The sequence below is a fragment of the Stenotrophomonas sp. KH_029 genome (assembly GCF_057839765.1).
This window is the reverse complement of the sequence record NZ_CM174498.1, coordinates 2,073,376-2,086,726: the sequence shown is the minus strand read 5'-3', so window position 1 is coordinate 2,086,726 and position 13,351 is coordinate 2,073,376. Positions and strand designations below refer to the sequence as shown.

Here is a 13,351-nt window from a genome sequence, read left to right as displayed (position 1 = left end):
CTTTGTCGCCATCAACATTGATCATCAGCACTCGAAGTGGTCCCGTATATGCGAATGGGTCGCAATTGCATAAATTGCCGGAATCCCTAGAATGCAGCGGCAACCGTCGCCCCGCGCGACACCGCAGACGCTGGTGGCGGCCCTGGGCCGCGCAAGCAAGGCCAGCGTCGGCGCCCCTTCCGTGTCTTCGAGTGTGCCGCCATGCCCTTCCCCACCACTCCCTTCCGCCGGTTGCGTCCCAACCTGCTTGCCCTTGCCTGCGTGCTGGCCGCCGCCGGCGCCCTGCCGGCGCAGGCGCAGACGGCCACCGACCTGGATGCGGTCCGGGTCAATGCCTACCGCGCCGCCAACAGCACCAGCGGCGCCACCAAGATCAGCACCGGCATTGCCGAAACCCCGCAGTCGGTGTCGGTGATCGAGCGCGCCGAACTGGATGCGCGCGGCGTGCAGTCGCTCAACGATGCGATGCGCTACGTGGCCGGGGTCAGCCTGGAAAGCAGCGGCATCGACAACCGCGTGGACGACTTCCGCATCCGCGGCTTCGATGCCGGCAGCTGGGCCAACAACGTGACCCTGGATGGCATGCGTGCACCGCAGGGCAGCCAGTGGAACCGCAGCATGTTCGACAGCTGGAACCTGGACCGCGTGGAAGTGCTCAAGGGGCCGTCGGCGGTGATGTACGGCCAGGTGGCGCCCGGCGGCATGGTCAACCAGGTCAGCAAGACGCCCACCCCTGACCAGCAGCAACAACTGCGCCTGGGCGTGGACGCCAACGGCCAGTACAACGCCGCCTTCGACGTGGGCACCGGCAGCGCGGACAACACCCATCTTGTGCGGCTGGTCGGGCTGTACCGCGACGGCGCCACCCAGATCCCGCACACCGCGCAGCGGCACTGGTTCCTGGCGCCCAGCTACACCTGGCAGATCGCCGAACGCACCCGGCTGACCCTGCTGGGCATGTACCAGCAGGACGACGGCGGCTCCACCTACCAGTTCCTGCCCGCCGCCGGCACGCTCAACCCCACCGCCCACGGCTACATGAAGAACACCACCTTCATCGGCGAGCCCGGCTGGAACACCTTCGACCGCACCTTGTGGACCGCCGGCTGGCTGTTCGAGCACCAGTTCAACGACCACCTCACGCTCACCCAAAGCGCGCGCCGCACCCACGTGGATTCGCTATACCGCGGCGTGGTCACCTTCGGCGCGCTCAATGCCGATGGCCGCACCCAGAACCGTCGCGGGGTGATGGGTAGCGGCGACTCGGATGGCGACACCTTCGATACGCGCCTGCAGGCCCGCTTCGCCACCGGCGCGGTCGACCACACGGTGCTGCTGGGCTGGGACTGGCAGCGCGCCGACTGGGAAGGCGTGCGCAGCGCGATGAGCAGCCCACGCCCGATCGACATCTTCAACCCGGTGTATTCCAACTACGTGCCCACGCTGAGCACCGAAACGCCCACCGCCGGGGTCAACCGGCAGAGCGGCGTGTACCTGCAGGACCAGCTGGCGCTGGGCAACTGGCGCCTGACCCTGGGCGGCCGCTACGACTGGACCAAGGACGACAGCAGCAGCGCCAACCGCAACATCAGCACCGGCATTTCCACGCCCGGTGGGCGCAACGTGATCAAGAGCGAGGCGTTCACCGGACGCGCCGGCGTGCTGTACGTGTTCGAGAACGGCCTGACCCCGTATGTGAGCTATGCCGAATCGTTCCAGCCCTCGACCAAGTCGCCGCTGGACAGCTTCACCCACGCCACCTTCGAACCGGTCACCGGTACGCAGTGGGAGGCCGGCCTGAAGTACCAGCCGGCCAGCGTGGATGGATTGGTGACGCTGGCGGTGTACGACCTGCGCCAGCAGAACATGATCGTCGACGACCCGGTGGCCAGCCATCGCACCTGCGGCGCCACCGGCACCGCCGTCTGCTCGATCCAGGGCGACGAAGGCCGCATACGCGGCATCGAACTGGAAGGCCGGATCACCCCGTTCGAGGGCTTCAGCCTGATCGGCGCGGCGTCGCGGATGGACTCGGACACCGTACAAGGGCAAGGAGCTGGCAATGGTGCCCGACTACAGTGCCTCGTTCTGGGCCGACTACACCTTCCAGGGCGGCGCGCTGCAGGGCCTGAGCCTGGCGGCCGGGGCGCGCTACAATGGGGTGAGCTACGGCGACAGCGCCAACCTGTACCGCATTCCGTCGTACACGCTGTTCGACGCGGCGATCCGCTACGACGTGGGCCGGATCGGCAGCACCACGGTGCGGCTGGCGCTCAACGCCAGCAACCTGGCCGACAAGCGCTTCGTCTCCACCTGCACCGGGGTGTCGTCGTGCTATTACGGCAGCGGCCGCACGGTCACGGCCACCGCCACATTCGGTTGGTAACCCGCGGTAGTGCCGGCCGCTGGCCGGTTGCTGTTGCTGTTGCTAGTGATCTTGATCTTGATCTACCTCCCCCTTGGAGCGAGCCGAGCATCGCAGCGGCGGCAAGGGCGAAGAGGTGCGGGTGTCTGAGCGCAGCGAGTTCCGCACCGTCCCTTGCCGACGCGAGAAGCGCAGGGCACCGGCGGGCGTAGCCCGACGGCGAGCGGACGGGGGCGTGTTCTTTGGTTACTTTCTTGCACGAGCAAGAAAGTGACTCGCGCCCCGCAGAGGCACGAAACGCTGTTGACGTTAAAACCGCGAAGCGGAAACAGCACCAAAAGCATCCGGCCAGCGGCCGGCACTCCCCTTCGCGACCACGTTCGGTTGGTAGCCCGGTGGTACCGGCCTCAACCGACCGTGGTCCCGATCAGGCAGGGTCGGCGACCACCACCAACGGCACGCCGCGCTGCGGGTGCTGCAGCACGATCACCGGCTGCTGGTAGACGCGGCCGAGATTGGCCTCGGTAAGCACCTGCGCCGGCGTACCGTCGGCAGCCACCCTGCCCTGTTCCAGCAGCACGATGCGGTCGGCGTAACCGGCGGCCAGGTTGAGGTCGTGCAGCACCACGATCACGCACGCGCCGGCATCGGCCAGCGCGCGCACGCTGCGCAGGGTGCGTTCCTGGTGGCGCAGGTCCAGCGCGGCGGTCGGCTCGTCCAGCAGCAGCAACGGCGTGCACTGCGCCAATACCCGTGCAAACGTGGTGCGCGCCGATTCGCCACCGGACAGCTGCTGCACTTCGCGCTGGCGCAACGCCTGCAACTCGGCCGCATCCAGCGCGCGCTCCACCTGCGCCTGATCCTGGTGCGGGTCCGGTGGATGCGGCAAGCGCCCCATCGCCACCACTTCCTCCACGCTGAAGGCAAAGCGTACCCCGTGCTCCTGCGGCATCACCGCGCGCGTGCGCGCCAGCGGTGCGGCCCTGTAGCCGGCCAGCGGCGCGCCCTGCAGCAGCACCTGCCCGGCATCGGGGTGCAGGTCGCCGGCGGCTACCGCCAGCAAGGTCGATTTGCCCGCGCCATTCGGGCCGACCAGCGCGGTGACCGTGCCCGGCACGAAATCCAGCGCGATGCCATGCAGGATCTCGCGCTGCTGGCGGCGCACGACCACCCCGTGCAGCTGCAGCAGCGCGCTCATGGCGTTTCCTTGCGGCGCTGCTGCAGCACCAGCCACAGGAAGAACGGTGCGCCCAGCGCGGCCGAGAACAGGCCCAGCGGAATTTCCGCCGGCGGGTCAAGCGTGCGCGCGGCGGTATCGGCCACCACGATCAGCACCGCGCCAAGCACGCCGGACACCGGCAGCAACCAGCGGTGCCCCGGGCCGACCAGCATCCGCGCCACGTGCGGCACCACCAACCCGACAAAGGCCACCGACCCGGCAAACGCCACCGCCGCACCGACCAGCAAGGCGCTGAAGGCCACCAGCCGGCGCCGCGTGCGCGCCACGTCCAGCCCCAGGTGCTGGGCCTGGCGCTCGCCCAGCGCCAGCATGTCCAGCGGCGTGGCCAGCCGCTGCAGCGCCAGCGCACCCAACGCAAACAACGGCGCCACCGCGGCCACGTCGTTCCAGCTTGCACGGGCCAGCGAGCCCATCTGCCAGAACACCAGCGACTGCAGTTCGCTCTCGCTGGCGATATAGGTCAGAAAACCGATCAGCGCCGAACAGAACGCGGCCATCGCAATGCCCACCAGCAGCAGGGTGGCATTGCCGCTACCACGGCCCGGCCGCGCCAGCAGGTAGGTCAGGCTGATCGCCAGCGCGCCGCCGACGAACGCGGCCAGTGGCACGATCCAGCCGGCAGCCCCGGCCGCGCCCAGTACGATTGCCGCCACCGCGCCCAGTGCCGCGCCCTGGCTGACCCCGACGATGCCCGGGTCGGCCAGCGGATTGCCGAACAGGCCCTGCAGGCTGGCGCCGGCCATCGCCAGCGCCGCGCCCACCAGCGCCCCCAGCAGCGCGCGCGGAATGCGCAGCTGCCAGACCACGGCCAGGTCGCGGCCGCTCACCGATTGCGGATCGACCATCCCCAGCTTCACCGCGATCGCCTGCAGTACCTCCAGCGGCGGCAACCGCAACGGCCCCACCGCGAACGAGGCCAGCACCGCCAGCAGCAAGGCCACCGAGGCCAGCAGCAACATGCCGCGGCCGCGCCGTCGGCGACGATCGGCCGGGCTCATGCCGGCGGCAGCGCCGCCAACGCCCTGGCCAGGGCCAGCGCGCCCACGCCCGAACCCACGCTGGCGTACTTGAGCTGCACATCGGGCATCACCCAGACCCGGTTGGCCTGCCCGGCCGGGGTCTGCTTCAGCGTCGGATAGGCCTTCCACAGGCCGTCGGCGCCGCCGAACAAGGCCAGGTCATGCTCGGTCACCAGGATCACTTCCGGCGCCGCGGCGACCACGCCTTCGTTGCTCAACGCCGAGTAGTTGGCCACCCCGGCTTCGGTGCCGATGTTGAGCCCGCCGGCCAGCGCGATCAGCTTGGCCGAGGCACTGTCGGCGCCGGCCACGGTCGGCGCGCCACCGGCGCCGGTGGCCGAGACATGGATCACCCGCGGCGCGCGGCCGCTGGCCTTGCCGATCGCCGCGGCCTGGTCCAGCTGCTGCTGTACCTGGCCGGCCAACTGCCCGCCGGCCGCAGCCAGGCCGAGTGCGGCGGCGATCTTGCGTACCTTGTCCGGCGCCGGCTGCAGGTCGTCGACCACCACCGCCGGCTCGCCCACCGCGCGCAGCTTCTGCGCCAGTTCGGTGTGCCGGCGCAGGCTGTTGCCCAGGAACAGGCTGCCCTGCAGGCTCAGCACGCCTTCCACGCCGGTGGTGCGGTTGAACAGGAACTGGTGCGGCGCGGCGCGGCCGGACGCCGTGGTGGTGTTCTTCGGCGCGGCAAACACCTGCCCGCCCAGGCCCAGCGCATCGATCACCGCGATCACGTCATCGCCGCCGACGATGATCCGGCTTGTGTCATCCACCAGTACCTCGGCCCCATCATCCGAATGCACCTTGGCCGGCAGCGTGGCGGCCTGCCCGACCAGGCGGGGCAACGCGCCTCCATCCACCCGCGTCCAACCCGCCGGCAACGCGGCCACCGGCAGGTCTGTTGCGGCGGCCGGGGAAGCCGGCGCGGCCGCGTCGCCGGCTGGCGGCGTGGCCGGATTGCTGCAGGCGGCCAGTGCGATGGCCAGCGCGAGCGGCAACAGCCGCCGGGACATAGTCGATTTCATCCTGACTCCTTTCGGCAAGGCGGCCGTAGCCGCCCTGCCTGTTGGCTGTGGCTCAACGCTGGCGCAGCGCGATGCGGGTAATGCGGTCGCCCTTGGGGTCGTCGGTGCCGCGCGACTTGTTCACCGCAAACACGTTGCCCTTGCCGTCGGCGCGCACATGGTTGGGGAAGGTGCCGCCGTCGAGGTTGCCCACCACCTTGCCGCCGCGGTCGACCACTGTCACCGTGCCGGCACCGCGGCTGGTCACATAGGGCAGCCCGGTCTTGGGATCGAACGCCACGTTCAACGCACCGGCGCCCACCGCCACGTCGTGCAGCACCTTGCCGCTGGCGACATCGACGATCAGCAGGTTGTCGGTGCCCTGCGAGGCCACATACAGCCGGTTCTGCTGCGCGTCATGGGCCACGCCGGAGGCGCTGATCGAATTGCCCAGGTCGATCACCTTGTCGACCTTGCCGCTGGCCACGTCGATCACCGCCGCTTCCGGGGTGCCGATGCTGACCGTGAACAGCTTGCCGCCGGCTTCATCCAGCACCAGGCTCATCGGCACGAATTTTTCGTCGTCCACCCCGGAGGCCAGGCTGATCGGCGCCAGCGCCTGGACGGTCTTGGCATCGAACACCGACAGGTGGTCTTCGCCGGCGGCCGAGGCAAACACCTTGCCGCGAGCGGCATCGACCACCACGTCGCGGGCGTGCGGCACGGTGCCGACCGGGAACTGGTGCACCAGCGACAGATCCGACTGGCGGTACACCGCCACCGTGTCCTGGCGGGTATTGGTCACCCAGACGTTGCCGTTGGCATCATCCACGCCCACCCCGTACACGGCGAACACGCTGCCGCCCTTGGCATCGGGCACCTGCGCCGGGGTGATCGCCTTGGTCACCTTGAGGGTCTTGGGGTCCAGCTTGAGCAGCTGCGACTGGGTCACCGGCGGGCGGCCCACCGCCGAGGTCACAAAGACCGCATTGCTGGCCGCGCTGTAGGCGGACTGGTACAGGCCCGGCACCAGCTTGTTGGACTGGGTGGCAAACTGCGCCTGCCCGGACAGCGGCAGTTGCGGCGACACGCGCAGGTTGAGCACCGTGGCGGCGGCCGGCTGGCTGGCGCGCACCACCACCGGGTGGGTACCCGGCACCGCATCGGTGGGAATCTGCAGCTGGGTCTTGAAGCCGCCGTCGGCACCGACGGTCAGCGGCTGGCCGTTGAGCACGGTCTCACCGCGCACCAGGCTGACCTGCTGGCCCGGCACGAAGCCACGGCCGATCACCTCGGCGCTGCTGCCGGGCACCACGTTCTCGCCACGCGAGACGACAGTGCCCTTGAACACGCTGGCGGGCTGGTCGAACACCGGCTGGGCCTGGCCGGCGACGGCCAGCAGCAGGCCGGCGGCCAGGGTGGTGAGACGGAACGAAGAACGGAATGACATGACAGGCTCCTTGCACGGGGTACCGCGCGTTGCGCGGTGGATCATCGGTTGCCTGGGCCGTGCGACAGCGCACATCGAAGCCTGGGTAGTGGGCGCACGCGCGGGGCGTGCCGAATCGGTGGGAATGACGATCAGGGCTGCGCCGGGGGCAGCGTCGCGCTGCGGTCGGCAACGCCGTACAGCGCGCTCAGCGCCGCCTGCAGCGAGGCCTGCAGCATCGGGCCGTGGCCCAGGCCGGGGAATTCGCGGTACTGCACCTCCAACCCGGACAGTTGGCCCAGGCGCTTGGCCAGCTGCATGGCCGCATCCGGGCTGGCACCGCCGATGCGGCGCAGGTGCGCGACCACGCGCGGGTTGCCCATATCGCGTTTGCCGCGGTCGCCGATGCGCTCGGCATCGCCCAGCATCACCCAGACCCTGGCGCCCTGACCATGCTGGTTCTGGGTGAATTGCTGTTCCATGTCGCCCAGCGGCGCGCCCTGGCTCCACCACAGCGACGGGCTGGCCGCCAGGTAGTACTGGAACGCGGCCGGGCGCGTGTACAGGCTGCTCAACACGAACAGGCCGCCCAGCGAATGCCCCCACAACGCCTGCTGGCTGCGGTCGATGCGCGCGCGCTTTTCCACTTCCGGCTTGATCCGGCGTTCGATCAGGTCCTGGAATGCGAACGCGCCACCGCCGGCCACCGTCGGCGCACCGTTTTCATCGTCGGCGCGGTCGATCCAGGCGGTGTAGTCGATCGTGCGCGCCGCCGAATCGATGCGCAGGTCGTTGTCGTAGCCGATGAACACCAGCACCGGTGCCGCCTTGCCGGCCAGCTCGGCCAGCAGGGCCTGGTCCATCACCATCGCCGCAGCATTGCCGTCGAGCATGTACAGCACCGGCGCCGGCGCCTTGCCGGCACGCAGCGGAACGCCGACATTGACCTGCCAGCGGCGCTGCCGGTCCGGGCTGTCCAGGCTGAAGCGCTCGAAGCGGTAGCTCTCGGCCTTCTGCTCGAAGATGGTGTCGCCGACCCGCTGCTGCGGGTTGCGTTGCTGCGCCGACGCGGGCGGCACCACGCAGGCCAGGCTCAGGAGCAGGCCGGCCAGCGGCAACAGGGCGGGCAATGGGCGGCGGCGGGCCGCGAAAAACAACGTCATCGGCACTCGGGGGTGGCAGCACGCAGCCGCGCAACCCGCTTCATAGGGGGACGCGTCAGTCTACCCTAAATGCGAATGCGTATCACATAGATCAGTGCAGCGACGTGACGCGGCCACCCGGATCGGCATCAGCTGCGCGCGACCATTGCCACGATCGCCGCGGCCAGTTCCTGCTGCGCCTGCTCCGCGGTTACATCGCCATTGACCGTCGCATAGGCCAGCCCGTCGGCGGCGCCCAGCATGCCCCACAGGCCCGCCGCCGACAGCGCGCCGGCCGGTGCGAACGGTGCCAGCAGACCGCGGCACTGCTCGATGAAGACCGTTTCGTAGGCGCGCTTGAGCCGGGCCAGTTCCGGCGTGCCGGCCAGTGCGGCCATCACCCCGGGGATCTCGCAGCCCTGGGTCTGTACGCAGGCCACGTACGACTGCGCGATGACCTCGGCCTTGTCCTGCAGGGTGGGCCCGCTGGCGGCCCACGCCGCCTCCATCACCGCCGCCTGGCGCTGGTCGAATTGTCGGTACAGCGCGGCCAGCAGGCCGGCGCGGCTGCCGAAGTGGTCGTACACCACCGGCTTGGTCACCCCGGCCTGCTCGGCCAGGCGCCCCAGCGTCAACGCTTCGGTGCCTTCCTCGCGGACCAGCCGCCAGGCCTGGTCCAGCAGCTGCTGGACCCGGTCGGCACGGCTCAGACGACGGCGCGGCGCGGCATTGGCGGGAACGGAGGATGGGCTTGACATCGCTATATACCACCAGTAACTTACGATTGGTAACTTACGAAAAGTAAGTTGTCCGCAGCATACACCCCCTCCCCCGACCGGATCCATCGCATGCGCACCCTGATCGTACTCTCCCACCCTTCGCCGGACTCGCTTACCCATGCCGTCGCCGCCGCCATCGGCAACGGCATCACCAGCGCCCGGCCCGGGGCCAGCGTGACGCTGGCCGACCTCAGCGCCGAGGGCTTCGACCCGCGCTACCGCCAGGCCGACGTCGACGCGCACCACCAGCGCCAGCCGTTCCCGGCCGACGTGCTGGCCGAGCAGGACCGGCTGGACCGCGTGGACACCCTGGTACTGGTGTTTCCGGTGTACTGGTGGTCGATGCCGGCCCAGCTCAAGGGCTGGATCGACCGGGTGTTCTCCAATGGCTGGGCCTATGCCGAGGCCGAGGCCGACGGCCGCGTCGTCAAGAAGCTGCAGCGGCTTCGGGTGCACCTGGTCGGGCTGGGCGGCGCCGATCAGCGCACTTGGTCCAAGCGTGGCTACGACACGGCGATGAAGGCCCAGATCGATACCGGCATCTTCGACTACTGCGGCGCGCAGGTGGTCTCGTCCACGCTGTTGCTGGAGGTGGACAGCACCGATGCCGCCCCGCACCTGGCCACCGCCCACGCCATCGGCCGGGCGATCGGCTGAGCCAATGCACAAGGGCTCCCGCAGGAGCCCCTGTGATCGATCTTCAACCGCTGCCGCCCACCGCAGCGGTCACCAGCTGCGGCGCAGCCCGATCTGGCCGGCGACGTTGCGGTAACCGCCGTCGCCGCGCTGCACGCCCAGGTCGCCCCAGGCGGCCCAGTTGGCGCCCAGCGTCAGCTGCGCACCGGCCTTGAGCTCGTAGCGGTTTTCCGGCACCCCGCCCTGCAGGCGTTCGCCGTCGAAACGCACGCCGTTGTCGCCGGCCTCGCGCAGCCAGTTGGCGGCCAGGAACGGCTGCACCCGGTTACCGGCCGCGGTGGCATGGCCATACAGGCGCACGCCCACGCGGGTGGCCAGGCCGCCGGCCTGGTCGGTGACGACCACCGTGCCATTGCGCTCGGTCAGCCGGTCGCTGTCGTAGTCGGTCCAGCCCACCTGCACCTGCGGCTGCAGGTACAGCGCCGATGCCGCGCTGCCGTGCAACTGCCAGGCATAGCCGGCTTCCAGCGACAGCGCATTGCTGCGCGCGCGGTAACGCTCGGCCTGCAGGCCCTCGCCTTCCACCCGGTTGCGGTAGCGGCCGTGCTGCAGCCACGCATCGACATAAGCACCGGCGCTCTCATCGGCGTGCTGGGTCCAGGTGCCGTACAGCCCGATCGCGTTGCCGTCGACCTTGCCCTTGGCGGCATAACCGGTCAGCGCCGAGCGCACCTGGTTGTTGGCCTGGCCGGTGGCCAGCATCACCCCGAGCCGGGCCTGGCCGTTGCGGTCCCAGCCCAGCAGGTCGCTGCCGATCTGCAGCACCGAGCTGTCGCTGTCCACCTCCAGCTGGTTGCCGATCACCCCGTAGTCGGCCTGGTTGCGCGCCACCCGCGCCCACGCGCCACGGCCCTGCCCGGTCAACGCCGGTTCACCGTTGCGGTCGTGCAGGCGGTGCTGGAACAGGCCGATCGCCGCGGCCTGGTTGGCCAGGTAAGCGCCGGCTTCCGGGCGCAGCACCGGGGTCGGGTCGACCGGGCCGCACTGCGGCAGGCTCGGGTCGATCTGGCACGGGTCGGGGATCACCACGCCACAGCCCGGTCCGGCCGGATCGATCACGCACGGATCGGGCGTGGTCGGCAGTTCGGTACGCAGGTACCAGTGACCGTCGGTGGGGTCGGCACGGCCGCCCTTGAACAGGAAGTACTCGTACTGGCCGCCCACCGCGCGGCCGGCCAGGTCGAACTGGCCGTTGGAGGCGCCGTCGACCTGGACCAGGCGGATGCCTTCGATGGTATGCGCGCCGGCGCCGCCGACATTGTTGACCGCCACGTTGAGCTGGCCGCGGGTATTGCCCTGCACATGCAGGAAATCGCGCACCGAGCTGTCATCGCCGAGCACGCTGTTGAAGCGCAGCGTGCCGCCGCTGCCGCCTACATCGCCGCTGACGGTCAGGGTATTGAAGGTGCTGCCATCGCCCAGTGCGACCAGGCTGCCGGCGCCGACCTCCAGCGAGGCGATGCCCGAATCGGCGGTCATGTTCCAGACGCTGTTGCCGCCCAGCACCACCGCCCCGGCATTGGTCATGCGGCCGCTGAGCTGGGCATCGTTCAAGGCCACGTTGGCATTGCCCGGGCGGTTGGCCACGATGTCACCGGCCACCGAAGTGCCATCCACCACCAGGTTGGCCAGCGCCGAATCGCGTACGTCCAGCAGGATGCCGTTGCCGGCGTCGACGCTGGCGCCGTTGCGCAGGGTGATATGGGCGATGGCGTCGTAATTGAGCATCAATGCCGAACCGTCCACGCTCTGCAGGCTGGAGTTGTCCAGGATGAAGGTGGAATCTTCGTTGGGCCCACGGCGCGCACCGAAGTGCACGCCCTCGCGCTGGCCGAACAACACGCTGCCGTTGCTGAAGGTGGCCAGGCCGCCGTAGCTGCGCAGCGCCGTCCCCCAGAAGGCGTCGCCGCGCACTTCGCTGTTGGACACATTCAACACGCCGTAGTTGCTGACACTGGCGCCGGCATCGCTGCCGGACAGGTAACTGTCGCGCACGTTGGCGGTGGAACCCAGCTCGTTCAGCCAGACATTGTCCACCATCAACCCGCGCCCGCCATTGCCGGCATTGGGGCTGCTGCCGATGATCCGCGCGCCAACGATCTCGGCATGGCTGTTTTCCAGCCGCAGCGCAGGCGCATTGGTCGGCGAGTGGATCTCGCCACCGTTCATCACCACCGTCGAGGAGGTCGACATGACCCAATCGGTCGTGCCGCCATTGATGGTCAGCTCGGCGCCATTGGTCAGCGTCCAGGTCTCGATCGGGTCACCGGCGACCACCGTGGCAGCGGTGCCATCGAGATTGCGCGCGGCGGCGACACCGCTGGTGGTCAGCAGGCACGTCGCCACCAGTACGGCCAGCGGGGCGTGCCTGGCGGGCAGGCGCGGGGATCGAATCGGCTTCATCGGGAATCCTTCGTCGAGAGAGAGAGAGAAAGAAACCGGGAACGGCGACGGCATGCGTTGCGCCGCTGCTGTTACAGGTGCCTGCGTGAAATTGGAGGCAAAAACGACGTGGCAGCAGAACCGCCCTCGCCGTTGTGAGCGACCATCGATTGATTACGCAGACAAAACCTGCCCGGATAAGTGGCGGGCACTATCCGTTTCCGTGATGCAGCGCACAATGCAATTAGTTGCAAATGCAAGCTCGGCGCAATACGGCACCGACCGGCATTCACCTTCCCGAGGCCGGCCTCGGGCGCATCTGCGGCAGACGCAGGGCGCTGTTCCGACAGCACCGCCTCCGGCCACTTACAGCAGTTGCAGCGGCAGATCAACCGCAGCTTCGCCGCTCGGCGTGCAGTGGCCCGATGCCTGGCGCGCTTGGCCGACCGTGGCGTAGTCGGCCTGGTTCGGCGACAACCAGCCCTGCAGCGACATGGTGTCGGGCAGCGCCGCTTCCTGTCGTCCACCGAGAATCAGCAGCTCATACCAGGTTCCCACCAGGTCCAGTTCATTCAACCAGGCTGCCCTGCGCTCAACCGCGCCGGCACCTTCTCCCGCCCTGGCCGCCCGCATCACCGTGCCGGTCTTGGTGGCCCGCGCGCGGATCTCGCCGCCCATCCCATGCTCGACCTTCAGGTCGTACTGCTCCTCTCCGTGGCCGTAAACCAATTGGCGCTGCAACGACAGCGACGTCCCCGCCGCCGGCAATGGCAGTTCACCGCGGGCAACGTCGAGTACCGCCGCAATACGGCCCAGGAAGGTGTCCACGTACAGCGCCGGGATTGCCTCCGCGCGCTGCTGCGCCGACAGCGTTGCCGCAACGCCGGGCAGCGTCGCGCCGATGTTCAGGTGCTGCGGCCCCCCGCACAGACCAAGCAGGGTCGGCACCCCGGACACAGTGAACAGGACGTCGCCGTTGCGGTACTGCCGGCTGCTGCTAGCCAGGCCCTCCTGCTGATCGCGCCCCTGCCGCAGTTCGATGCCCGACGCCTCGCTCGCCAGTTCTTCCAGTAAGACAGGCGCGGCCACCGCCGCGAGGGGCACGAAGGCGCACAGGAGGGTCGCGAGTATCGAAGCAGGCAGCAGGGTGCGCATGATGGCCGAGGTCCGGGGGCAAAGCCTCGAGTTTCCCGACTCATCCGGCCGCTGGATATGCAATGCGTTGCAAAAAAATGCTGGCGGGTAGATCCGGCCCATGGCCGGATGCCGTTCCTTGGGCGCCGCGCTGCCCGAAAACG

Annotated in this window: 10 protein-coding genes; 2 read left to right on the top strand and 8 right to left on the bottom strand. The window is 69.3% G+C overall.

From position 1 onward, the window contains the following. Positions 1–201 precede the first annotated feature (201 nt). Positions 202–2,577, top strand: a complete 2,376-nt coding sequence (locus tag AC3ITM_RS09590) for a TonB-dependent siderophore receptor (protein ID WP_489269948.1) — start codon at positions 202–204, stop codon at positions 2,575–2,577. A gap of 215 nt (positions 2,578–2,792) precedes the next feature. On the opposite strand, the gene AC3ITM_RS09585 is transcribed toward AC3ITM_RS09590, so the two are convergent. The 6 genes from AC3ITM_RS09585 to AC3ITM_RS09560 form a co-directional block, all read right to left on the bottom strand. Beyond that, the gene (locus tag AC3ITM_RS09585; RefSeq protein ID WP_489269947.1) at positions 2,793–3,563 is read right to left on the bottom strand and encodes a heme ABC transporter ATP-binding protein; all 771 of its coding nucleotides are present in this window, start codon (positions 3,561–3,563) and stop codon (positions 2,793–2,795) included. Further along, entirely contained in the window at positions 3,560–4,603 is a 1,044-nt protein-coding gene (locus AC3ITM_RS09580) for a FecCD family ABC transporter permease (protein WP_489269946.1), read from the bottom strand. Before AC3ITM_RS09580 ends, AC3ITM_RS09585 begins: the two co-directional genes overlap by 4 nt. Next, positions 4,600–5,646, bottom strand: coding sequence for a heme/hemin ABC transporter substrate-binding protein (locus AC3ITM_RS09575; RefSeq protein ID WP_489269945.1), 1,047 nt, complete (start codon positions 5,644–5,646; stop codon positions 4,600–4,602). The genes AC3ITM_RS09580 and AC3ITM_RS09575 overlap by 4 nt, the downstream gene beginning before the upstream one ends. Before the next feature lie 52 nt (positions 5,647–5,698). After that, positions 5,699–7,075: a YncE family protein gene (locus tag AC3ITM_RS09570; protein WP_489269944.1), complete on the bottom strand. Its 1,377-nt coding sequence runs from the start codon at positions 7,073–7,075 to the stop codon at positions 5,699–5,701. Positions 7,076–7,206: 131 nt separating this feature from the next. Continuing rightward, positions 7,207–8,217 (bottom strand): alpha/beta hydrolase, encoded by a 1,011-nt coding sequence (locus AC3ITM_RS09565; RefSeq protein ID WP_489269943.1) that lies wholly within the window; start codon positions 8,215–8,217, stop codon positions 7,207–7,209. Between the two features lie 128 nt (positions 8,218–8,345). After that, a complete protein-coding gene (locus AC3ITM_RS09560) occupies positions 8,346–8,954 on the bottom strand; it encodes a TetR/AcrR family transcriptional regulator (protein ID WP_489269942.1) in 609 nt (202 codons plus the stop codon). Between the two features lie 90 nt (positions 8,955–9,044). Here AC3ITM_RS09560 and AC3ITM_RS09555 point away from each other — a divergent pair, with 90 nt between their 5' ends. After that, a complete protein-coding gene (locus AC3ITM_RS09555) occupies positions 9,045–9,632 on the top strand; it encodes an NAD(P)H-dependent oxidoreductase (protein WP_489269941.1) in 588 nt (195 codons plus the stop codon). Between the two features lie 69 nt (positions 9,633–9,701). On the opposite strand, the gene AC3ITM_RS09550 is transcribed toward AC3ITM_RS09555, so the two are convergent. Further along, entirely contained in the window at positions 9,702–12,074 is a 2,373-nt protein-coding gene (locus AC3ITM_RS09550; RefSeq protein ID WP_489269940.1) for an autotransporter family protein, read from the bottom strand. Positions 12,075–12,419: 345 nt separating this feature from the next. Next, entirely contained in the window at positions 12,420–13,208 is a 789-nt protein-coding gene (locus AC3ITM_RS09545; RefSeq protein ID WP_489269939.1) for a hypothetical protein, read from the bottom strand. Positions 13,209–13,351 lie beyond the last annotated feature (143 nt).